Below are 22,448 nucleotides of genomic sequence, written 5' to 3' on the forward strand. Positions count from 1 at the left end.
GCCGTTGAAGGCAGCCGCGTGCAGTGGCGCGAAGGCTCAGAGCGCCTTGATGGTGCCCTTCGGCAGCAGGGTGGTGATCGCACCCTTCTGCACGTTGATTTCGACGTTTTCAGCGATCTCCACGGTCACGAAGGTCTCGCCGACCTTCGAGATACGACCGGCCAGACCGCCCGAGGTCACGACTTCGTCGCCCTTGGCGAGGGCCGACAGCATGTTGCGCGTTTCTTTCTGGCGCTTCATTTGCGGACGGATCATGATGAAGTACAGCACCACGAACATCAGCACCAGCGGCAGGAAGCTCATCAGGTTGCTGGTCGGGCTCGCGGCGCCTGCCGTCTGAGCGAAGGCATTGGAAATCAGCACGTTCGGTTCTCCTTATGTAAGACGTGTAAAAGCCGCGTGTGGCCGGAGCTCCGGACACGCGCGGCGTGTGTTTCGGTGCGTGGATGCAGGATCCAAGCCCGACATTTTACCACTGCCCAACCCCGGTCTCCGGGGTTTCGGCGCCCGCTGGCGCGCGACGGCCGTCAATGCACGCTGCGCGCGCGATCGGCCCGGAACTGGGCGACGAAAGCGTCGAAACGGTGCGCTTCGATGGCATCCCGGATTTCCTGCATCAGCGTGAGATAGTAATGCAGGTTGTGGATGGTGTTGAGCCGCGCGCCCAGAATTTCCCCGGCTCGCTGCAAATGGTGCAGGTAGGCGCGCGAGAAGTTTCGACAGGCGTAACAGCCGCAAGTTTCGTCCAGAGGGCGCGTATCGGTCTTGTGCGACGCATTGCGGATCTTCAGATCGCCGAATCGCGTGAAGAGCCAGCCATTGCGCGCGTTACGCGTGGGCATCACGCAGTCGAACATGTCGACGCCCGCCGCCACGCCAGCCACGAGGTCTTCCGGTGTGCCGACCCCCATCAGGTAGTGGGGTTTGTTCGCCGGCAGCCGCGGCGCCACGTGCTGGAGCACGCGCATCATGTCTTCCTTCGGCTCGCCGACCGACAACCCGCCGATCGCATAGCCGTGAAAGTCCAGTTCCGACAACCCGGCGAGCGACTCGTCGCGCAAATGTTCGTACATGCCGCCTTGCACGATCCCGAACAGGGCATTCGGGTTCTCTAGACGGTTGAATTCGTCGATGGAGCGCTTGGCCCAGCGCATCGACATGCGCATCGACTGGCCGGCCTCGACTTCCGTGGCTGGGCGGCCGTCGATCTCGTACGGCGTGCATTCGTCGAACTGCATGACGATGTCCGAGTTGAGCACGTGCTGGATCTGCATCGAGATTTCGGGCGAGAGGAAGAGACGGTCGCCATTCACAGGCGACGCGAACTTCACGCCTTCCTCGCTGATCTTGCGCAGCTCACCGAGGCTGAATACCTGAAAACCGCCGGAATCCGTGAGAATCGGACGATCCCAGCCCATGAAGCGATGCAGCCCGCCGTGGGCGGCGATCGTCTCCAGCCCGGGGCGCAGCCAAAGGTGGAAGGTATTGCCGAGGATGATCTGGGCGTTGTTCTCGACCAATTCGGCCGGCGACATCGCCTTGACCGAGCCGTAGGTGCCGACCGGCATGAAGATGGGTGTCTCGACCACGCCGTGGTTGAGCGTGACGCGCCCCCGGCGGGCTTGTCCGTCGGTGGTGATGAGTTCGAACTTGAGCATGTGTCGTGCGCCCCGGCACCACCGGCAACACAAGCCGGCGCCCGCACAGGACGTCAAATAAGCGGCCGGCGCCCCATGCGCGGCCAAGCCGCTATTGTACCGGGTCGCACGGCCGTCGATCCAACGGCCGTGCCGCGTCAGGCGGCGGCTTTCGGCGCGTCGTGAGGCGCCACGCGCGAGAGGATCATCGCGTCGCCGTAGCTGAAGAAGCGGTAGCGCTGCTCGATCGCATGCCGGTAGGCCGCGCGGATCGTCTCCATCCCCGAGAACGCCGACACCAGCATGAGCAAGGTCGATTTGGGCAGGTGGAAGTTGGTAATGAGCCGGTCGACCAATTGGAAATGGTAGCCCGGCGTGATGAAAATGTCCGTCTCGGCACTGCCGGCGCGCAAGGTGCCCGGCGCCCCGCCCGCAGCCAGCGTGGCTTGCGCGGCCGACTCCAGGGCACGCATCGACGTCGTGCCGACCGCGACGACGCGGCCGCCGCGCGCGCGGGTGGCGGCGATGGCGTCGACCAGCGACGGCGTGATTTCGTACCACTCCGAGTGCATCTTGTGTTCGCCGATGTTCTCCACGCGCACCGGCTGGAACGTGCCGGCGCCCACGTGCAGCGTCAGTGTGGCGCGGTGCACGCCCAGTGCGTCGAGGTGGGCGAAGAGGCTGTCGTCGAAATGCAGCCCAGCGGTCGGCGCGGCCACCGCGCCCGGGTTGCGGGCATACACGGTCTGGTAGCGCGTTTCGTCGGCGGCGTCGGCGTCGTGTGCGATATACGGCGGCAAGGGCAGGCGGCCGTAGGTCTCCAGCAGCGTATAGCAGTCGTCCGGGAAGTGCAGCGTGTAGAACGGTTCGACGCGCTCGCCAACGGTCACGTCGAACGCATCGGCCAGATGCAGCACGGTGCCGGGCGTCGGGCTCTTGCTCGCCCGGATCTGCGCGAGCACGGTGCGGTTGTCGATCACTCGCTCGACGAGCACCTCAATCTTGCCGCCGCTCGCCTTCTGGCCGAACAGGCGCGCCTTGATGACACGGGTGTCGTTGAACACCAGCAAGTCGCCGGGGGCGAGCAGGCTAGGCAGATCGGCGAAGCGCCGGTCGTACAGATGGGGCGGCGTGACGCTGCCGTCGACCTCCAGCAGGCGGCTGGCGGTGCGCTCGGTGAGCGCGGTCTGCGCGATCAGTTCGGGCGGCAGGTCGAAATCGAAATCGGAAAGGGTATACATCAGCGTTTACAATGCGTAGCAACCGACATTTTACTTGGTTCGTCCGAAGGCCTGCCGGCACGGTGTGCGCCTCACGGCCGAACGTCCCCGACTCGCGACTGCATGACCGAACGCAGAATGCCCGCCACCGCGCCTGACGACGCCCCTGCCGACCTCGTGGACCTTGCCGATGCCGCCGGTGCACAGACCGATGTCGCACCACGTCCCGCCGCGAAGCGCGGTCGGCGCCCGGCTGCGCCGGCGCAGGCGCCGACAGGGGGGGACGAAGCGGTCCCCGCTAGATCCACCCAGTCACCGAAAAACGCGAAGGCCGCCGCGCGCAAGACGACCGGTTCAGGCACGGCCGACAAGCTCGCCAAGCTCGGTCTGAAGCGCGACATCGATCTGATTCTGCATCTGCCGATGCGCTACGAGGACGAAACCACCCTGCGCAAGATCGGCGAAGTGCTGCCGAGCGAACTGGCGCAGGTGGAGGGCGTCGTCACGTCAAGCGAAGTGGCCTACCGGCCGCGCCGTCAATGGGTCGTACGCATTGCGGACGAAGGCCACGAACTTGTGCTGCGTTTTCTGAATTTCTACGGCAGCCAGCAGAAGCAACTCGCCGTTGGCACGCGCGTGCGAGTGCGTGGCGAAGTGCGTGGCGGCTTCTTCGGATTGGAGATGGTCCACCCCGCGTATCGCGTGGTGCAGGACGCCGCCGCGCCGCTGCCGGAGTCCCTCACGCCGGTGTACCCGAGCGCGGCGGGCCTGTCGCAAGCGTATCTGCGCAAAGCGATCCACAACGCGATGGAGCGCACGCCGTTGCCGGAGTTGCTGCCGCCAGGACTGCTTCAGCGTGTCATGGGGCCCGAGCATCCGCTCCCGGCGTTGTCCGACGCCGTCCACCTGCTGCACGCGCCTCCGCCCAATGTGTCCGAGACAGCGCTTGTCGAGCGCTCGCATCCGGCATGGCTGCGCATCAAGTGCGAGGAGTTGCTCGCGCAGCAACTGTCGCTCAAACGGGCACAGGCGGCGCGTCGACGGCTCGCGGCCCCTGCGCTCGGCGCCCGCGTGCCGGGGGGCTTGCTCGAACGCTTCGAGGCGGCGCTGCCGTTTCGCCTGACCGGCGCTCAGCAACGCGTGTGGGCCGAGATCCGCGCCGATCTTGCCGAACCGCATCCGATGCAGCGCCTGCTTCAGGGCGACGTGGGCAGCGGCAAGACGATCATTGCGGCGCTGGCCGCGGCACAGGCCATCGACGCAGGGTATCAGGCGGCGATCATGGCGCCGACCGAAATCCTTGCGGAGCAGCATCTGCGCAAACTCTCGGGCTGGCTTGCGCCGTTGGGCGTCGAGGTCGCGTGGCTGGCGGGCAGCATGAAGGCGAAGGAAAAGCGCGAGGCCCTCGCGCGCGTGGCGAGCGGCGACGCGCAACTGGTCATCGGCACGCACGCCATCATTCAGGATACCGTCACGTTTGCGCGACTGGGCATGGCCGTAGTCGACGAGCAACACCGGTTTGGCGTGGCACAGCGTCTGGCGCTGCGCAGCAAGATGCAAACCGCCGGCATGGGCGGCAACGCCATGCCGCATCAGTTGATGATGAGCGCGACGCCCATTCCGCGAACGCTCGCGATGACGTACTACGCCGATCTGGACGTTTCCGTGATCGACGAGTTGCCGCCGGGCCGCAGTCCCGTCGTCACCAAGCTGATCAGTGACACGCGGCGCCCGGAAGTGATCGAACGCGTGCGGGCGGCGGCGCTGGCCGGCCGCCAGGTGTACTGGGTTTGTCCGCTGATCGAGGAGAGCGAGGCGCTGCAATTGCAGACGGCCGTCGACACGCATGCCCAACTGGTCGCGGCGCTGCCCGAGTTGCGTGTGGGACTCGTGCACGGGCGGCTCGCGCCGGCGGAGAAGGCGGCCGTGATGGACGACTTCACGCGTGGCGACACGCATCTGCTGGTGGCGACCACGGTCATCGAAGTGGGGGTGGACGTGCCGAATGCATCGCTGATGGTCATCGAACATGCGGAGCGCTTCGGGCTTGCGCAACTGCACCAGTTGCGCGGACGCGTGGGGCGCGGCTCGGCGGAATCGGTGTGCCTGTTGATGTATGCGTCACCGTTGTCGATGGGCGCGAAGGCGCGTTTGCAAACGATGCGCGAGACCACCGACGGTTTTGTCATTGCGCGACGCGATCTGGAGATTCGCGGCCCGGGCGAATTTCTCGGTGCGCGGCAGTCGGGCGCGGCGATGTTGCGCTTCGTCGATCTGAATGAGGACGCCTGGCTGATCCCGGGCGCCCAGGAAGCGGCCGATGTGCTGCTCGCGTCGCACCCCGGTGCCGTGGCGGCGCACCTGGAGCGCTGGCTCGGGGCGCGGGAAGACTATCTGAAGGCATAACGCCGGTGTCTGCGCGACGGTCGGGCGGCGAGGCGTCAACGGACGCATCTGCGCTGGCATCAACGCGGACGTCGACCGAAAACGGGCAATCGCCGCTCGATTGTGCTATAAAAAACAAAATCTATCGATTGCGGTAATTCGATTAATTTACACAGGTTAGGACGACATGACCCTCACGGAACTCAAGTACATCGTGGCGGTGGCGCGCGAACGCCATTTCGGTCGCGCAGCGGAAGCCTGTTTCGTCAGCCAGCCGACGCTTTCGGTGGCCATCAAGAAGCTCGAAGACGAGCTGAACGTACAGATTTTCGAGCGTGGCGCCGCCGAAGTGAGCGTGACGCCGCTCGGCGAGCAGATCGTTGCTCAGGCGCAGCGAGTGCTCGAGCAGACGATCGCCATCAAGGAAATTGCCAAGCAGGGGCGCGATCCGCTTGCCGGGCCGCTGCGTCTGGGCGTGATCTACACGATCGGGCCGTATCTGCTGCCGTCCCTCGTCAAACAGATGATCGAGACGACGCCGCAGATGCCGCTCATGCTGCAGGAGAACTACACGCTGAAGCTTATCGAGCTGCTCAAGCAGGGCGAAATCGATGCGGCGGTCATGGCGCTGCCGTTCCCGGAGAGCGGCCTGATGGTGCGCCCGCTTTACGACGAACCGTTCGTCGTGGCGCTGCCGCGTTCGCATCCGTGGTCCGAACGTGAGCACATCGACGCGGGCGATCTCAAGCAGGAGACGATGCTGCTGCTGGGCAGTGGGCATTGTTTCCGCGATCACGTCCTGGGCGTGTGTCCGGAACTGATGCGCTTCTCGCAGAATGCCGACGGTATCCAGAAGACGTTCGAAGGCTCTTCGCTGGAGACCATTCGTCATATGGTCGCGAGCGGCGTAGGCATCACCGTGCTGCCGAAGACGTCGGTGCCCGAGACGCAGGCGCCCGACAGCCTGCTGCGCTATGTGCCGTTCTCGGCACCAGTGCCTGACCGTCGCGTCGTGCTGGCGTGGCGCAAGAGCTTCACGCGGCTGCCCGCCATCGACGCCGTGGCGCAAGCCATCGCCCGATGCCATCTGCCGGGCGTGATTCCCCTCGATCTGCCGGCAACGTCGAACTGATACGCCGGGACCCACCCGTTCCGTTACCGCTTGAAGGTGCAATACGCCGTCGCTTGGTGCTGCGGCGTATTGTTTTTAGCTATTGAACGCATAAAAACGATTAACTCGACCGTTTTCATAAGGCGAATTAGTCTTAAGCATCGAGAAGCCCGGCAAGCCATGACTGAGCGCGTCGACTACGGCCAGAAAGCGCGTATGGCGGCGATGCCGTAGGCCCCGGCGTGGCGCGCGCTCGACAAGGCGTCGTCCCGCATGCCGCCGAGGGCGAACACCGGCAGCGACGTTTGCGCGGCGAGCGCGGTGAATGCGGGCCAGCCAAGCGGCTTGGCGTCCGGATGCGTCGCGGTGACGAGCACGGGCGATAGCGTAATGAAGTCGAGGCCCAGAAGCGTGGCGCGTTCGACCTGTGCGGCGTTGTGACAGGCGGCGCTGACAAGCTTCCAGCCCGCGGGACGAGCATCGCAGACCATGAGTCGCGCACTCGTCAGATGCCAGCCGTCTGCCTGCGGGACAGTACTGGCGTGCACGCCGTTCGGTGCGTCGAGCCAGAGATCCGTAACGCTTTGCGGCGGGTTGAGGATAAGTTGCGCACCTGCCGCATGGGTCAATGCCAGGGCGCTCTCTGCCAAGGCCCGGTAGCTGTCGGCATCGAGCGAACGATTGCGAAGCTGTACCAGCCGGATGCCGCGGGCGAGTGCTTGCGCGAGTTGTGACGCGAACCCGGCAATCTGTGAGCGCGTCGCGATATCGGGCGTCACCAGGAGTTGGCGCGGCAGAGGCGTTTGCGCGGGAGGCGTGGCACGGTCCGCTTTGTCGTGCGCGGCCGGGCGGTCGGGCATCGACAGGCGGTAGGCGGAATCTGCGGGGTCTGCGGACATGCGCGCAGTGTAACCGGAATGCCAGCGCGCACGTCTCGAGGAAAGTACGGAGAGCGCTCGCGCGAAACATCGGCGGGTGAGAGGCATCACATCCAGACGTGCCGGGTATCGTCACACGATCCCGATAGACTGGACCGATGCCCGCCGAAGTCGGGATTCGTCGGCCTGCGCCGGCATTTTCATTTCAGTCCAGCGTGCCCCCACAGTACGACGGGGGCACCATCACCAACGGAGTCGGATCATGGCAAAGAAGAACAATGTGGCTAGTGTGAACATCGGCATCAGCGAGAAGGATCGCAAGCGTATCGTCGAAGGATTGAGCCATCTGCTGGCCGACACCTACACGCTTTATCTGAAGACGCACAACTTCCATTGGAATGTGACCGGTCCGATGTTCAACACCCTGCATCTGATGTTCGAAGGGCAGTACAACGAACTCGCCCTGGCCGTCGACCTGATTGCCGAGCGTATTCGCGCGTTGGGTTACCCGGCGCCGGGGACCTACAAAGAGTTTGCGAAGCTGTCGTCGATTCCCGAAGCCGACGGTGTGCCGGCTGCCGAAGAGATGATTCGCCAATTGGTCGAAGGGCAGGAAGCGGTGACCCGCACCGCGCGCGGCATTTTCCCGACGGTCGACGCCGCCTCCGACGAGCCGACCGCCGACCTGCTTACGCAACGCATGCAACTGCACGAAAAGAACGCATGGATGCTGCGCAGCCTGCTGGCCTGACAGCCTGACGCCAGGCCCGGCTATCGTACGGAAGATGTCATAGAGAAAGGGTGCGCTGCGCAGTGCAGTCCAGTACACTGGCCGGATGCCCTTCGATTGGCTTGCCCGCACCCTTCTCGTCAGCCTGTTCCTGCCGCCGGTCAATGTACTGCTGCTAGCGGGTTTCGCCGTCGCCATCGGGCGGCGCTGTCCGCGTGTCGGCAAAACGCTGGCGATCGTCGCGATACTTGCGCTATGGGTGCAGGCGATGCCTTGGTTCGGCCGGCAGTTGGCTCGACCGCTGGAAACCCGCTCCCCGATCGATCTCAAGTCGCTCGACGCCGCGCGTGGGGCGACCGCCGCAACGGCGACGCTGCCGCAGGCAGTCGTGATTCTCGGTGGCGGTGCGACCCGGCACGCGCCCGAATTCGGGCGTGACAGCGGCGCCGATGTGAATGACGCAACGTTGGCCCGCGTGCGGTATGGCGCGCTGCTCGCGCGTCGCACGCAATTGCCGGTGCTTGTCTCGGGCGGCAGTCCGACTGGCGATGTGGTCGAGGCGCGCATGATGGCCCAAGTCGCGACCGAAGAATTCGGCGTCCCGGTGCGCTGGATCGAAGGACAATCGTTGAATACGGCGCAAAACGCCACCTTCAGCGCGCGTATGCTGGCGAACGTCGGCGTGTCGCGCGTCTATCTGGTCACGAGCGCCTGGCATATGCGTCGGGCTCGCGACCAGTTCGAACGTGCTGGACTGACGGTGGTACCCGCACCGTGCTGCAATGCGAGCGCGTTCGAACCGGATGTTATCCCCGGCTGGTGGCCCACCGTCGGTGGCTTGCGCACCACGCATCAGGCGCTGCGCGAATGGATGGCCCTGGCCGTGGGGCATTGAGCTTTTCATTCCCTTTTCGATGCCACGAAGTACCGGCCTCTCAAAGGGACGACGAACGAATCGGGGTCACGCATGGATGCGGGCTCCTTGAATTGCCAACCTCAAACGAGAGAGACGTATGAAGACGAAAGCTGTCCTGAGCGTTGAAGACGTGCAGAAGATCAACGCCGCCGCCGTGGCCGAAGCCACCGCGAACGGTTGGAACGTGTGCATCACGATCGTCGACGACGGCGGTCACGCGCTGTCGCTGTATCGTATGGACGGTGCGGCGCCCAGCACGGCCATGATGTCGCTGGGCAAGGCGCAGACCTCCGCGGTCGGCCGTCGTGAAAGCGGCGCGTTCGAGGAGATGATCAATGGCGGCCGCTTTGCGTTCCTGAGCGCGCCGAACACCGCGATGCTCGAAGGCGGCGTGCCCATCGTGATCGACGGCAACGTGATTGGCGCGGTCGGTGTGTCCGGTGTGAAGTCGACGCAGGATGCCCAGATCGCGCGGGCTGGGATCGCGGCGGTCATGCGCGCCTGAGCGCCTCGGGGCACTCGCCCGCCTCCGTAGGTCCGTAGGCCCGTAGGGACAAAAAGCATCGTCGATGAGTTCGACGATGTTTTTTTTTCGACGGCACCAAAGAAAAACCCGTCCTCGCGGACGGGTCAAAGGCTTGTCAGGCCGGATGGCCACCCCCTGAGGCTTGGCAGGCTGGGCCACGAGGAGAACATCAATGAAACTCGCGTGGACGGACAAAAAAAGCGGCTTGGCTGGCGTGCAACGCAGGTAGAGAGGGGCTTGCCGTAACTACATGGGATTGCGTTGCATTCGCTGGCTACTGCCAAACACCTCTTAGGCGAGGTGGTCCCCACAAAACTCGGTAACGGGGCGGCACGGTCGTGGTCGTGCCGCCGCCAAAATTCGTGACGGATTGCGCGTCTTATTTCGTCAGGATCAACTTGCCGTACCGCGTGGCGCGCAACTGATACGTCTGTCCGTTGTGCAGGATGTTCACGCATTGCGTGCCTTGCAGCAGGTGTTCGCTCGTGAGCGCGCGCCCCGTGGTGTGGCTGGCCGATCTATCCGTTTGCGCACGTGACGCCGACAACGTGCGGCGCGGTGCCATGGCGGGCGGGGTCTGGCGGGCAGGGGTGTGGCTTGCGGTCATCTCGCTCATCCGTGTGGCTGACTATGAGACAGATATTAAATGAGAATCATTACTATTTGCATTGAAATATGGCTATTGCTGTGAATTCCGAATAGTGAGTGTCTAATCGCGGATTCGCCGGACGGTGGCACGCCACGCCCGGCGAATCGCTTGCCGATGACCGCTTAGCCCAGCGCGCCTTGTTCGGCGAGCGCCCGGATCTGCCCGACGGTGTCGATGTCGGCCTCACGATAGGCGGACTTCACGAACTCGCTATAGCGCGTGTCTGCCGTGGCGGCGTCTTCCTGCAGTGTGGTGCTGTAGGTGAAGCGCACGAAGTAATGCGTCGGCGTCGGCTCTTCGATACGCATGGTGAGGGTGCCACCCGCGTGCTGATCCGTCGCCGCCGTCTCGTAGCGCACCCACTGCTGGGCCTCGAAGACGACCCGGTCGTGCACTACCGCTTCACCGAAGCGCAGCTCGCGGGTCAGCGAGTCGTCGGTGCGTTCGTGCACGATGCACTTGTCGAGTCCGAGCACGAAAGTCTCCGGTTGCTCGGCGCGCAGCACGAGACCGCGCCACAGTTGATCGCGCGTCAACGCGAAGGCCAGCGGGTTCAGGAGGTCGTTGACCTCGATCAGGTGTTCGTACTGCAAGAAAGTCTCCCCGTCCATCGGTGCGGGCCTGCATGCGGTGACAGCATGCAGGCGTCGCGCCGAATATTACTCGACCAACAGACTGTCGATGGCAATGGTGCCCGATAACACCTTGTGAATTGGGCACGCATTCGCGATTTCCAAGAGGCGCTGACGCTGCTCCTCCGACAAATCTCCGGCCAGTTCGATTTTGCGCGTGATTTGCGTGGTCCCGACGGGCGGTTTGCCGTCCGGATTCATCGCGAGCGTCACGGTCACTTCCTTGAGCGGCCATTCCTTGCGTCGCGCATACATCTGCAACGTGATCGATGTGCAGGCGCCGAGACTGGAAAGCAGCAACGCCGCAGGGGCGGGACCGAGGTCGCCGCCGCCGAGCGCCGCGGGCTCGTCGGCCAGCCATTCATGCTTGCCGTCCGAGAGAGGCGTGGTAAAACCTGCAGCGCCCAGATGGGCGGTGACTATCGCTTCTGCAGCCATGGCAGCTCCTGTGGGGGCCAAATCAACGTTAGGGTGAACGTCACGGAACGTATCGGGAGAGGATGAGAACGGCCCGGCGAAGATGTCGAGCCACAATGCACTCTGCGTGCCATTGTGACCCAAATTCACCGGGCCTGTACGAACGGCAGGGATCTCCCCGACGCCACCGCCTCAGTCAGTGTTGCTCGAGGCCGGAATCCGTCCCATACGGCCTGCCTGGAAGTCGAGAATCGCCTGACGAATCTCGCCCTCCGTGTTCATCACGAACGGGCCGTAGCGGGCCACCGGCTCACCCAGCGGCTTGCCGCCGATCAGCAGGAACGACATCGGTTTGTCGCTAACGTTGCGCACGGCAATGCGCTCGCCGGCGTCACCGAATACGACCATCTGATGCGTCTTGGCCACAGTGGCGTCGTCGCCGAATTGCCCTTCGCCGTCGATCACATAGGCGAACACGTTGAAGTCCGTGGGCACGGAATGATCGAGCACTCCCTGCGATTGCAGCGTGAAGTGCTGGTACAGGATCGGCGTCCGCGTTTCGATGGCGGCGCGCGTGCCAAGCGCCTCGCCCGCAATCACGCGCACCGACACTTTGCCGTCTTCGCTTGTCGCGCTCGGGATGCCGGCCGCCGGCAGTTCCTGGTAGCGCGGCGTCATCATCTTGTCCGTGCGCGGCAGGTTCACCCAGAGCTGGAAGCCGTGCATCTCGCCGCCGCGCTGCTGAAAGGCCTGCGAGGGCATTTCGGAGTGGATGACGCCCGCACCAGCCGTCATCCACTGCACGTCGCCTGGCGTGAGCTTGCCCGCGTGGCCTTGTGAGTCGCGATGCTCCATTTCGCCGGCGAGCAAGTACGTCACGGTCTCGAAGCCGCGGTGCGGGTGATCGGGGGCGCCCTTGGCGTCCCCGGGGGCGACTTGCATTGGCCCCATTTCGTCGAGCAGGAGGAACGGATCGAAGTCCGTCATCATACGTGTCGGGAACGGGCGATTGACGTGAAAACCGGCGCCTTCCTGCGTTTGCGCTGCCGTGAAGACGCGGGCGATCTGGCGGGCGGACGGGGTGCTCATGGGGAAACCTCCTGTGGGGGGCGCATGCCGAGATGGCATTGTGCGTCCAATGTCGTGCCCAAACTATATCGGGGCGCATGGCCCCGGGAGTAGCCCGTAACGCAGGAAGGATTGTTACCCGATTGGAACAATGCCGGCCAAATGTGGCCGCACGACGTCGTTTGCGAATTCGATGGGCGAAAAAAAGCGCGGTGACGAGCACCGCGCTTGCGCGATTCGTGAACGCGTCAAACCTATTTCGTGTCGGGGGCGGTCACGAAGCCGAGTTTGGTGATGCCGGCCGTCTGCGCTTGCGCCAGCACTTTGGCGACGCTCTCGTAGCGCACGTTCTTGTCGGCGAACAGGTGCAGTTCCGGCTGCGGCTGCGCTTCGGCGGCCTGCGCCAGACGCGCCTTGAGTGCGGTCTCGTCGACGACCTGCTTGTCCCAGAAGACGGTGCCGTCGGCCTGGATCGACAGATCGATCTTGGCCGGCTTGGTGTCTTCCGGCTGGCTACTTGCCTGCGGCAGGTCGAGCTTGACCGATTGATTGAGCACCGGCAGCGTCACGATGAAGATGATCAGCAGTACCAGCATGACGTCGACGAGCGGCGTCATGTTGATCTCGCTCATCATGGCGTCGTCGGCACCGTCGTCGCTGCTGTATGAACCCATAGCCATGGCGAACTCCTTGTCTGGCGCGGCGGCTTAGCTGGCGCTGGCCGGGGTGGACTTGCGCACCGGCGAGACGTTGGTCGCGAACTGCGTCGGGTGCAGGCTGGCGCCGGTCAGGAAGTAGGCGTGCAGGCTGTGGGCAAAACGGTTGAGCTTCGACACGATGCCCTTGTTGGCGCGCGTCAGGGCGTTGAAGCCGAGCACGGCCGGAATGGCGACGAACAGACCGAAGGCGGTCATGATGAGCGCCTCGCCCACGGGGCCGGCCACTTTGTCGATCGTCGTCTGGCCCGATGCGCCGATCGCCAGCAGGGCGTGATAGATGCCCCATACCGTGCCGAACAGACCGACAAACGGTGCGGTCGAGCCGATCGACGCCAGCATGGCCAGGCCGCTTTGCAGGCGCGACACCGTGTCGTCCACCGAGTTCTTCAGGGCGCGCGTGATCCAGTCGCTCACATCCATCTTGTCGTGCAGGTGCGGCTGGCTCTGGCGGTGATGCTCGGCGGCGTCCTGGCCGGCGAGGGCCAGTGCGAGGAACGGGTTGTTCTGCCCGGATTCCCCCAGCTTCTGCAGACCGGCGGAGAAATTCTCCGAGTGCCAGAAATCCGGCTCGGCGGTGCGCGTCAGGCGGCTCAGGCGGAAGACCTGGGTGCCCTTGATGAGGATGACCGTCCACGACAGCACCGACATCACCAACAACACGATCGCGATGGCTCGGGTAACGAAATCGCCCTGCGCCCAGACGTGGCTCAAACCATACTCTTGCATTTTGCTTTCCTCGGGAGATCCCGTTCGTGAAGGGTTGCGTTAATTGTCGATGTTGAATCTGAAAGGCTTCGTCGCCGTGGTTTCTACCGCGCGTCCGTCTTTCATCGGCGCAGCGCAGCGCATCTTGTAGGCCGATTCGATGGCGGCTTTATCGAGTCTCGGATAACCACTCGACTTGACGATGTTTGCCTCCGCCACTCGGCCTTGCACATTGATGACCATCCTTACCGTCGCGACGCCCTCCTCACCGAGTCGGCGTGACTGCGTCGGATAGATCAGCGGCGGATCCGGGCATTCGAGTTTCAGCCCTTCGACGCGGCCCGGCGGCGCGACGGCCTGTGCCGGTGCTGGCGGTGCCGCTGGCGCGACAGGTGCCGTGTCTTTCACCGGCTCGGCACTTGGCTGCGGCGGCGCTACCGGCTCGGCCTTTTGTGCGATGGCATTGGGCGCCGATACGCGAGGCTTGGGCGGCGGCGGAGCGACCTTTGGCTTCGGAGGTTCGGGCGCGGGCTTGGGGGGGGATGCCTGCGGCGGCGCGGGTCTCGGTTGGGGCGGAACGATGGTGGCGGTGAAGACCGTCGGCACAATCGTGGCCGGCGCCGGGGCATTTCGCAGGTGCGACAGGCCCACCAGCGCGGCAATGTGGGCGACGACGATCACTGCCGCAATTGCGACGGCGCGCGGCGACATCAGCGGATCGCGGCTCGGCATGAGCGTGAGGCCAGAAGGGGGCACGGTCGACATGGTAACGGCTAGGGTACGCTAAATTGCGGCGACGAACGGCGAGCGCTGCGCGGTGCGCGATGACTCGACGTTCGGGATAGGCCGGGACGTACGATGAAAGGAAAACCGCGCCAAGCGGCGCGGTCGGCGAACACAGTGACGGCATGAATCGAGCGCCGTGCGCGAACTCACTTTCGAAACAGGAAAAACGACAAACATAGCGTCGACACAAAGCCAATCAGGAGTTCCATTTGACACCTCCGGTGGGTGAGAAGTCGCTGGCTGGCGCTGGGCGGCACATGCGAATCGTCGCATAGGCCGCAGTTGGCTGGCGCTGTTGCCGATGCGACACTTGGCCGCAGAGGCGATTCGGAAACATGCCAGGCAGAACACTCGGCAGAATTGCTGCCGATGCCGCAGGGCAATCGGGGGAGGGCGTGACGGTGCGAGCCGTCTCAGGCGGCCAGCGCCAGCTCCCGCACGACCACGACTTCCGAGGAGGGCGTCGCATGGGCTGACTGGCAGCCACCATCGCACGAGCGGCCGCAGCACGGCGACGCACCGGACACCATTTCCTGAACATAAGGGCCGCACTTGCCGCAGCACAGCGCAACGCCGAGGTCGATCTGAAGATCTTCCATCGAGGTGGCACCGGCATCGATGCAGGCCTTGATCTGGCGTTCGGAGACGGATTTGCAGACGCAGACGATCATGATGAAAACGTCAAAATGTAACACTAATGAGAATAATTATTATTCAAGTGATGATGTTTTGCAAGTGCCGTCGACCTATTCCATGGTGCGAGCAGGGGTTTGCGGTCGCGGGTTCAGGCGGAGATGATGGGAAGGTTTGGGAGCGGATCGAGACTGGCCGGGCCATCCGACGTGATCTCGGCAATGTCGGCGATCTCGATCGTCTGAACGCGTGGCGCGTTGGGCAGTAGCCGATCGGCCATCGTCTGCAGCGCGCTCGCGTTCGCGGTGGCGAACAATTTGAGGTCGCCACAGGTGTCGGGCAGACGAGGGGCGATCAGGGCATCGGATTCAAGACGCCGCTCAAGCTGCCGGGCGATGGCCGCACCGGTGTCGATAAGGGAGAGCGTCGTGCCGAAGCGTCGCTGGATGGCCGGTATCAGGAAGGGATAGTGGGTGCAGCCGAGCACGAGCGTGTCGGCGCCTTGCGACACCATCGGTTCCACGTATCGTTCGAGCAGTGCCATGACGTCGGGTGAGTCGACATCGCCGGCTTCGATGCGCTCGACGAGCCCGTGACCCGGCTGGCAAAGGAAGCGTTGGCCTTGTGCGGTGTGGCGCGCGAGCAGATCGGCGAACCGGGTGCTGCGCAGCGTGGCCGCCGTAGCCAGAACCCCGATTACACCGCGCTTCGACACTGCCGCTGCGGGTTTGATGCCGGGCTCGACGCCGACGACCGGCCACGAGGCATCGGCGCGAAGCGCTGCCACGCCGTGCGCCGTCGCGGTGTTGCAGGCGACGACGAGTGCCTTGGCACCGCGCTCGCGCAGCCACCGGCCGATCGCCAGTGTGCGTTGTTCGATGAACGCGTCGCGGCGCTCGCCGTACGGAGCGAAGCGGGAGTCGGCCACATAGAGCAGGGACTCGTGCGGGAGGAGGGCGCGTACGGCCTGAAGCACCGACAGGCCGCCGAGACCGGAATCGAAAACGCCAATCGGCGCGTTGGAGGGCATGGCAAACGAAAAAGGGCCGGCAAATGGCCGACCCTGGAATTCTAGCGCAAAGCCCGCGAACCGATATCGGTGCGGCGATGCGTGGTGCGTCCGCGTGCTGCGGCGTGCGACCTTATTCGTCGAACGACGCCATGCCGGACTGCTGATAGTTCTGCAGACCGACCTTGTCGATCAGTTCGATTTGCGTTTCCAACCAATCGATGTGCTCTTCGGTGTCGTGCAGGATCTCGTTGAAGATTTCGCGCGAGACGAAGTCCTTCACGCTTTCGCAGTGGGCGATCCCTTCCTTGCAAGTCTTTTGCGAGAGGTATTCGAGCTTCAGATCGCACTTCAGGATTTCTTCCGTGTTCTCGCCGATGAGCAGCTTGTGCAGATCTTGCAGGTTGGGCAGGCCGTCGAGCATGAAGATGCGTTCGATCAGCTTGTCGGCGTGCTTCATCTCGCCGATGGACTCGTCGTACTCGTGCTTGCCGAGCTTTGCGAGGCCCCAGTGGTTGTACATCCGGGCGTGCAGAAAGTACTGGTTGATCGCCGTCAACTCGTTCGTGAGCTGCGCGTTGAGGAGTTCGAGAACTTTCTTGTCGCCTTTCATTTGGAATCCCTGCCTTGTTCGGTTTGCGAGCGGTTGAAGCGTAGCCTGAAAAGGCCGGGAAGCCAAGCCTTGCCGGGCCTTTCGTGAACCAAGGTGCAAATGGAAATGCGATCCATTCGTGCTCCTTCATGTGAGATCGGCATGGCGCGGATCGGCGCCGAGCGGACAAAAAAAGCCCGGCGAAGGCCGGGCTCGGTCCAGCAGGCGCTGACCCGGCTTTCTGCGGCCGGGGGCAACCGGGTGTCGCGTTGTAGCGCGCTACAACGCGCTACGTCGCTTTACGGCGCATTACTCGGCAGCGACCGGGATCTTGCCGATCTTGGCTTGCCATTCCTTCGGACCGGTCTGGTGCACCGAGACGCCGGTCGAATCGACGGCCACCGTCACGGGCATGTCCTTGACGTCGAACTCGTAGATCGCTTCCATGCCGAGGTCTTCGAACGCGAGCACGCGCGCCGCACGAATGGCCTTGGACACGAGATAAGCGGCACCGCCAACGGCCATCAGGTACGCAGCCTTGTGCTTCTTGATCGCCTCGATGGCGGCCGGGCCGCGCTCCGATTTGCCGATCATGACGGCGAGCCCCGTCTTCGACAGCATCATGTCGGTGAACTTGTCCATGCGAGTGGACGTGGTCGGGCCCGCCGGGCCGACGACTTCGTCGCGCACCGGATCGACCGGGCCGACATAGTAAATCGCGCGGCCGTTGAAGTCCACCGGCAGCGGCTCGCCGCGGCCGATCATGTCGGCGATGCGCTTGTGTGCCGCGTCGCGACCGGTGAGCATCTTGCCCGAGAGTAGCAGGGTCTGGCCCGGCGTCCAGCTGGCGACTTCTTCCGGCGTGAGCGTGTCCAGGTCGACGCGCTTGCTCGTCTCGGTATTCGGTGCCCAGTGTACGTTCGGCCATGCGTCGAGCGACGGTGCGGCGAGGAACGACGGGCCCGAGCCGTCCAGCGTGAAGTGCGCATGACGCGTGGCCGCGCAGTTCGGGATCATGGCGACCGGCTTGGACGCCGCGTGCGTCGGGTAGTCGAGGATCTTCACGTCGAGCACGGTCGCCAGGCCGCCCAGGCCTTGCGCGCCGATGCCGAGGGCGTTGACCTTCTCGAACAGCTCGATACGCAGCTCTTCGTTCCAGTTCTGCGGACCGCGCTTGATGACGTCATGGATGTCAATCGGGTCCATGAGCGATTCCTTGGCGAGCACCATGGCTTTTTCCGCCGTGCCGCCGATCCCGATGCCGAGCATGCCCGGCGGGCACCAGCCGGCGCCCATCGTCGGCACCGTCTTCACGACCCAGTCGACGATCGAATCGGACGGGTTGAGCATCACGAACTTCGACTTGTTCTCCGAGCCGCCGCCCTTGGCTGCGACCGTGATGTCGACCTTGTCGCCTTCCACGATTTCGTAGTGGATGACGGCGGGCGTGTTGTCCTTCGTGTTCTTGCGGCCGGCTTCGGGCGGCGCCACGATCGAGGCACGCAGCACGTTGTCCGGGTGCATGTACGCCAGACGCACGCCTTCGTTGATCATGTCGGTGAGATTGCGCTTGGCGTCCCAGCGCACATTCATGCCGACCTTCACGAACACGGTCACGATGCCGGTGTCCTGGCACAGCGGGCGGCGGCCTTCGGCGCACATGCGGCTGTTGGTCAGGATCTGCGCGATGGCGTCGCGCGCGGCGGGGCTTTGCTCGGCCTCGTACGCCCGGCCCAGTGCCTGGATGTAATCGGCCGGATGGTAGTAGCTGATGTACTGCAGGGCACCGGCGACGCTCTGAATGACGTCGTCTTCTTTAATGACGGTAGACATGAAACGGCTCTCGACTTAGTGGGGACGGATGGGGGTAATGACTTGCGGGGTCGCGTACGCCGGGGCGTGGCTCTCGTTCGTCAACTTGTTGACGACGGCCATAACGACGGCGGAAAGCAGGAAGACACAATGAATGATCACCTGCCACATGATCGTGTGGGGCGTTTGCTGGGCGGCATCGATAAAGGTCTTGAGCAGGTGGATCGACGAAATACTGATGAGCGCCATCGACAGCTTCACCTTGAGCACGCCGGCGTTCACATGATCGAGCCACTCCGGCTCGTCAGGATGGCCTTCGACACCGAGGCGCGAGACGAACGTCTCGTAGCCGCCGATGATGACCATGATGAGCAGGTTCGAGATCATCACCACGTCGATCAGGCCGAGCACGACGAGCATGATCTGCGTTTCGTCGAACGTCGTGGCGTGCGAGATCAGGTGCCAGAGTTCGGCCAGGAACTTGTAGACGTAGACGCCTTGCGCGGCAATCAGCCCCAGATACAACGGCAGTTGGAGCCAACGGCTGAAGAAGATGATGCGGGGCAGGGGGCGCATCGGCGCGTCGGACGGGCGGCCGGAAGTCGACATGGCGGTTTTGACGAAATGGTGACAGTGGTCGGCGCTTGCCGCGGCAGACCGGAATTATTGGATACGCAAATCAAATAGAAGGACATCGGGCGATACGGCGACTGGCTTGCCCGTGACGGATATCGCGTCGCGACATTCGGCTTGGCGGGCATTTTACAACGTCTGGCCGCAGGCGCTGTGTCCGATTCAATCTCGGGCGGGCAATAGCGTCTTGCGTGAACCGGCGCGCGGCAACGCGGCGAGCACGATCCCGGCGACGGTCAGGGCCAGCGCGGCGCCTTGGGCGGGGGCCAGCCGCTCGCCGAGGAAGATCACGCCGTACGCGGTCGCCGCCACGGGCACCATGGCGGTGAAAACCCCCGCGAGTTGAGCGCTGACGTGCCGAATGCCGCGCATCCACAGGAAAAACGAGAAGACACTGGCGGCGAGTCCGTACCAGACGATGAGCGCCCAATGCCAGGGCGTCAGCGCTGCGTAGTTCACGGCCATCAGGCCCGCCACGCCGAAGGGGAGCATCAGCGCGCCGCCGATCAGGTGGGTGTAGGCGCAGATATCGATGGCGGCGAGTTCGGCGGCGAGCCGTTTCGAGACGATCACGTAAATGGCTTCGCAGACCACGGCGCCGAGCACGAGCAGGTTGCCCAGCCAGGCGTTGCCGGCGGCGCCCGGGGCGCTGGCGCTGTGCGTGTCGCCGCGCGACAGGTTGAGCAGGGCGACCCCGGCAATCGCCAGTCCGATGCTCACCAGCGTGCGTCGTGACGGGCGTTCGCGCAGCACGCCCCACGACAGCAGGGCGACACAGGCCGGCAGCGTCGCGGTGATGACCCCGGCGGCGGTGGCCGTCGTCATCCGTACGCCCGAGAGCATGAGCAAGGTGAAGAGAAACGTGCCGAAGAACGTTTGCACGAAAAGGTTGCGCCATTGGGGGCGCGTGACGCGTCGCATGGCCGAGGGACGGTAGCGGGGCGCGAGGGCGACGATGGCGATCACGAAGCGCCACAGCGCGAAGGCGGCCACCGGCATGACGGCGACCATGGTCTTGCCGATGCCGACGTTGGTGCCCACGAAGGTCATCGCCAGTGCCAGCGCGAAACTCGGAAAACGCGCAAACAGGCGGTCGGCGGGTGACCCCGTCGGGGGCGACGGCGTGGGTGGTTGGAACGGAGATGTCGAATTCACGGGCGCTCCGTGCGAGTCCGGGGTGGCGAGTCGGGGGGGATGCGGGTAGGATTGTAGCGAATTCGCCACAGTCTGACGCCCTACGGGTGCGCGTTCGCGCGAGTCCCGCGCGCGGCGCGACGATGTCGCGTGCGCCAGTGTAAGGCGTTAGTAAGTCGCTCGTCTTAATGTGACGTTAGCGATCTGTTTGGGCTTGATTGCAATGGTTTTTGCATATCTATAAGAGGGGACAACTCATGGCAGCAATCGAATCGGTATTGCAGGAGCAGCGCGTCTTCGCGCCGCCGCAGGCGCTCGTCGCCCAAGCGAAGATCTCCGGCATGCCCGCCTATGAGGCGCTGTGCGCCGAGGCCGACAAGGATTACGAGGGATTCTGGGCGCGCCAGGCGCGCGAAAATCTGGCCTGGCACAAGCCGTTCACGCAAGTCCTCGACGAGACCAACGCGCCGTTCTACACGTGGTTCGCCGACGGTCAGATCAACGCTTCCTATAACTGTCTGGATCGCCAGATTGAAGCGGGCCTGGGCGAGAAGACGGCCATTCTGTTCGAGGCAGACGATGGCACGGTGACCCCGGTCACCTATCGCGACCTGCTCGCGCGTGTGAGCCGCTTCGCCAATGCGCTCAAGGCCAAGGGGGTGAAGAAGGGCGACCGTGTGGTCATCTATATGCCGATGTCGATCGAAGGCGTGGTCGCCATGCAGGCGTGCGCGCGTATCGGCGCGACGCATTCGGTCGTCTTCGGCGGCTTCTCGGCCAAGTCGCTCAACGAGCGCGTGATCGACGCCGGGGCGGTGGCGATCGTCACTGCCGACGAGCAGATGCGGGGCGGCAAGGCGCTGCCCTTGAAGGCCATCGTCGACGAAGCGCTCGCGATGGGCGGCTGCGACCATGTGAAGTCCGTGATTGTCTACCGTCGCACGGGCGGCAATGTGACGATGCACCCAGGTCGTGACGAAGTGCTGCAAGATCTCGTCGCCGGTCAATCGGATCAGTGCGAACCGGAGTGGGTCAGCGCGGAGCATCCGCTTTTCATCCTCTATACGTCGGGCTCGACGGGCAAGCCGAAGGGTGTGCAGCACAGCACCGGTGGCTATCTGCTGTGGGCGTCGCTCACCATGCAGTGGACCTTCGACATCAAGCCCGACGACGTTTTCTGGTGCACGGCCGACATTGGCTGGATCACTGGTCACACGTACATCGCTTATGGTCCGTTGGCGGTGGGCGCGACGCAGATCGTGTTCGAAGGCGTGCCCACGTACCCGAATGCGGGGCGGTTCTGGGAGATGATCGGGCGTCACAAGGTGACCGTGTTCTATACAGCGCCGACGGCGATCCGTTCGTTGATCAAGGCGGCCGAGCAGACACCCGCGGTGCATCCGAAACAGTACGACCTGTCGTCGCTGCGCATTCTCGGGTCGGTCGGCGAGCCGATCAATCCGGAGGCGTGGATGTGGTACTACGAAAACGTTGGCGGCGGGCGTTGCCCGATCGTCGACACGTGGTGGCAGACGGAGACGGGCGGACACGTGATTACGCCGCTGCCGGGTGCCACGCCGCTGGTGCCGGGGTCGTGCACGCTGGGTCTGCCGGGCGTTGCGGTGGCCATCGTCGACGAAACCGGGCAGGACGTGCCCAACGGTCAGGGCGGCATGCTGGTGATCAAGCGTCCGTGGCCGGCGATGATTCGTACGATCTGGGGCGATCCGGAGCGTTACAAGTCGAGCTACTTCCCGTCGGAGTTGGGCGGCAAGATCTATCTGGCGGGGGATGGCTCGATTCGCGACGCCAAGACGGGCTACTTCACGATCATGGGCCGTATCGACGACGTGCTGAACGTCTCGGGTCACCGCATGGGCACGATGGAAATCGAGTCGGCGCTTGTCGCCAATCCTCTCGTGGCCGAAGCGGCGGTCGTGGGGCGCCCCGACGACACCACGGGCGAGGCGATCGTGGCGTTCGTGGTGCTCAAGCGTTCGCGCCCGACGGGCGACGAAGCCAAGCAACTGGCCGTTGAACTGCGTAATTGGGTGGGCAAGGAGATCGGGCCGATCGCCAAGCCGAAGGACATTCGCTTTGGCGACAACCTGCCGAAGACTCGTTCGGGCAAGATCATGCGCCGTTTGCTTCGCGTGATTGCCAAGGGTGAGGAGATTACGCAGGACACGTCTACGCTAGAGAATCCGGCCATTCTGGAGCAGCTCAAGCAGGCGCAGTAAGCGCGGGTTCCGCGGC

The 22,448-nt window shown here is 64.1% G+C and carries 23 protein-coding genes; 6 read left to right on the forward strand and 17 right to left on the reverse strand.

The window, feature by feature from the left end:
* Nucleotides 1-36 precede the first annotated feature (36 nt).
* The 3 genes from yajC to queA form a co-directional block, all read right to left on the reverse strand.
* Entirely contained in the window at nucleotides 37-303 is a 267-nt protein-coding gene (gene yajC, locus BGP02_RS08135; protein ID WP_232424572.1) for a preprotein translocase subunit YajC, read from the reverse strand.
* Between the two features lie 224 nt (nucleotides 304-527).
* On the reverse strand, nucleotides 528-1,658 hold the full coding sequence (gene tgt, locus BGP02_RS08140; RefSeq protein ID WP_286798339.1) for a tRNA guanosine(34) transglycosylase Tgt: 1,131 nt from the start codon (nucleotides 1,656-1,658) through the stop codon (nucleotides 528-530).
* A 137-nt stretch (nucleotides 1,659-1,795) separates the two neighbouring features.
* Nucleotides 1,796-2,878: a tRNA preQ1(34) S-adenosylmethionine ribosyltransferase-isomerase QueA gene (gene queA, locus BGP02_RS08145; RefSeq protein WP_017233101.1), complete on the reverse strand. Its 1,083-nt coding sequence runs from the start codon at nucleotides 2,876-2,878 to the stop codon at nucleotides 1,796-1,798.
* A gap of 102 nt (nucleotides 2,879-2,980) precedes the next feature.
* Here queA and recG point away from each other — a divergent pair, with 102 nt between their 5' ends.
* Both recG and BGP02_RS08155 read left to right on the forward strand, forming a co-directional pair.
* On the forward strand, nucleotides 2,981-5,263 hold the full coding sequence (gene recG / locus BGP02_RS08150; protein WP_017233102.1) for an ATP-dependent DNA helicase RecG: 2,283 nt from the start codon (nucleotides 2,981-2,983) through the stop codon (nucleotides 5,261-5,263).
* 166 nt (nucleotides 5,264-5,429) lie between these two features.
* Nucleotides 5,430-6,374, forward strand: a complete 945-nt coding sequence (locus BGP02_RS08155) for a LysR substrate-binding domain-containing protein (RefSeq protein ID WP_017233103.1) — start codon at nucleotides 5,430-5,432, stop codon at nucleotides 6,372-6,374.
* Nucleotides 6,375-6,550: 176 nt separating this feature from the next.
* Here the strand turns inward: BGP02_RS08155 and BGP02_RS08160 are convergent, their stop codons facing one another.
* Nucleotides 6,551-7,252, reverse strand: coding sequence for a thiamine phosphate synthase (locus BGP02_RS08160; RefSeq protein ID WP_268567299.1), 702 nt, complete (start codon nucleotides 7,250-7,252; stop codon nucleotides 6,551-6,553).
* Nucleotides 7,253-7,493: 241 nt separating this feature from the next.
* Between BGP02_RS08160 and BGP02_RS08165 the strand changes: the two genes are divergently transcribed.
* The 3 genes from BGP02_RS08165 to BGP02_RS08175 all read left to right on the forward strand — a co-directional run bounded on the left by BGP02_RS08165 (nucleotide 7,494) and on the right by BGP02_RS08175 (nucleotide 9,382).
* Nucleotides 7,494-7,982, forward strand: a complete 489-nt coding sequence (locus BGP02_RS08165; protein WP_017233106.1) for a Dps family protein — start codon at nucleotides 7,494-7,496, stop codon at nucleotides 7,980-7,982.
* A gap of 85 nt (nucleotides 7,983-8,067) precedes the next feature.
* Nucleotides 8,068-8,856, forward strand: coding sequence for a YdcF family protein (locus BGP02_RS08170; protein ID WP_286798340.1), 789 nt, complete (start codon nucleotides 8,068-8,070; stop codon nucleotides 8,854-8,856).
* Between the two features lie 118 nt (nucleotides 8,857-8,974).
* Entirely contained in the window at nucleotides 8,975-9,382 is a 408-nt protein-coding gene (locus BGP02_RS08175; protein ID WP_286798341.1) for a GlcG/HbpS family heme-binding protein, read from the forward strand.
* Nucleotides 9,383-9,782: 400 nt separating this feature from the next.
* On the opposite strand, the gene hemP is transcribed toward BGP02_RS08175, so the two are convergent.
* The 13 genes from hemP to BGP02_RS08240 all read right to left on the reverse strand — a co-directional run bounded on the left by hemP (nucleotide 9,783) and on the right by BGP02_RS08240 (nucleotide 20,147).
* Entirely contained in the window at nucleotides 9,783-10,019 is a 237-nt protein-coding gene (gene hemP / locus BGP02_RS08180) for a hemin uptake protein HemP (RefSeq protein ID WP_502688471.1), read from the reverse strand.
* Nucleotides 10,020-10,174: 155 nt separating this feature from the next.
* Nucleotides 10,175-10,645: an SRPBCC family protein gene (locus BGP02_RS08185; protein ID WP_017233110.1), complete on the reverse strand. Its 471-nt coding sequence runs from the start codon at nucleotides 10,643-10,645 to the stop codon at nucleotides 10,175-10,177.
* 66 nt (nucleotides 10,646-10,711) lie between these two features.
* The gene (locus BGP02_RS08190) at nucleotides 10,712-11,122 is read right to left on the reverse strand and encodes an OsmC family protein (protein ID WP_017233111.1); all 411 of its coding nucleotides are present in this window, start codon (nucleotides 11,120-11,122) and stop codon (nucleotides 10,712-10,714) included.
* Nucleotides 11,123-11,293: 171 nt separating this feature from the next.
* A complete protein-coding gene (locus BGP02_RS08195) occupies nucleotides 11,294-12,190 on the reverse strand; it encodes a pirin family protein (RefSeq protein ID WP_286798342.1) in 897 nt (298 codons plus the stop codon).
* Nucleotides 12,191-12,423: 233 nt separating this feature from the next.
* Nucleotides 12,424-12,849, reverse strand: a complete 426-nt coding sequence (locus BGP02_RS08200) for an ExbD/TolR family protein (RefSeq protein WP_026131790.1) — start codon at nucleotides 12,847-12,849, stop codon at nucleotides 12,424-12,426.
* A gap of 27 nt (nucleotides 12,850-12,876) precedes the next feature.
* Nucleotides 12,877-13,614 (reverse strand): MotA/TolQ/ExbB proton channel family protein, encoded by a 738-nt coding sequence (locus BGP02_RS08205; protein WP_017233114.1) that lies wholly within the window; start codon nucleotides 13,612-13,614, stop codon nucleotides 12,877-12,879.
* Between the two features lie 39 nt (nucleotides 13,615-13,653).
* The gene (locus BGP02_RS08210) at nucleotides 13,654-14,358 is read right to left on the reverse strand and encodes an energy transducer TonB (RefSeq protein ID WP_017233115.1); all 705 of its coding nucleotides are present in this window, start codon (nucleotides 14,356-14,358) and stop codon (nucleotides 13,654-13,656) included.
* A 434-nt stretch (nucleotides 14,359-14,792) separates the two neighbouring features.
* On the reverse strand, nucleotides 14,793-15,050 hold the full coding sequence (locus tag BGP02_RS08215; RefSeq protein ID WP_017233116.1) for a (2Fe-2S)-binding protein: 258 nt from the start codon (nucleotides 15,048-15,050) through the stop codon (nucleotides 14,793-14,795).
* A 113-nt stretch (nucleotides 15,051-15,163) separates the two neighbouring features.
* Entirely contained in the window at nucleotides 15,164-16,042 is an 879-nt protein-coding gene (gene murI / locus BGP02_RS08220; protein ID WP_286798343.1) for a glutamate racemase, read from the reverse strand.
* A 112-nt stretch (nucleotides 16,043-16,154) separates the two neighbouring features.
* On the reverse strand, nucleotides 16,155-16,634 hold the full coding sequence (gene bfr / locus BGP02_RS08225; protein ID WP_017233118.1) for a bacterioferritin: 480 nt from the start codon (nucleotides 16,632-16,634) through the stop codon (nucleotides 16,155-16,157).
* 288 nt (nucleotides 16,635-16,922) lie between these two features.
* On the reverse strand, nucleotides 16,923-18,446 hold the full coding sequence (locus tag BGP02_RS08230) for a fumarate hydratase (protein WP_017233119.1): 1,524 nt from the start codon (nucleotides 18,444-18,446) through the stop codon (nucleotides 16,923-16,925).
* Between the two features lie 15 nt (nucleotides 18,447-18,461).
* Nucleotides 18,462-19,034 (reverse strand): TIGR00645 family protein, encoded by a 573-nt coding sequence (locus BGP02_RS08235; protein WP_286798344.1) that lies wholly within the window; start codon nucleotides 19,032-19,034, stop codon nucleotides 18,462-18,464.
* A 186-nt stretch (nucleotides 19,035-19,220) separates the two neighbouring features.
* On the reverse strand, nucleotides 19,221-20,147 hold the full coding sequence (locus BGP02_RS08240) for a DMT family transporter (RefSeq protein WP_286798359.1): 927 nt from the start codon (nucleotides 20,145-20,147) through the stop codon (nucleotides 19,221-19,223).
* Nucleotides 20,148-20,449: 302 nt separating this feature from the next.
* Between BGP02_RS08240 and acs the strand changes: the two genes are divergently transcribed.
* Nucleotides 20,450-22,432: an acetate--CoA ligase gene (gene acs, locus BGP02_RS08245; RefSeq protein ID WP_017233121.1), complete on the forward strand. Its 1,983-nt coding sequence runs from the start codon at nucleotides 20,450-20,452 to the stop codon at nucleotides 22,430-22,432.
* The last annotated feature ends 16 nt before the right edge of the window (nucleotides 22,433-22,448 follow it).

Source organism: Pandoraea sp. 64-18 (assembly GCF_001899225.1).
Taxonomy (GTDB): Bacteria; Pseudomonadota; Gammaproteobacteria; order Burkholderiales; family Burkholderiaceae; genus Pandoraea; species Pandoraea cepalis.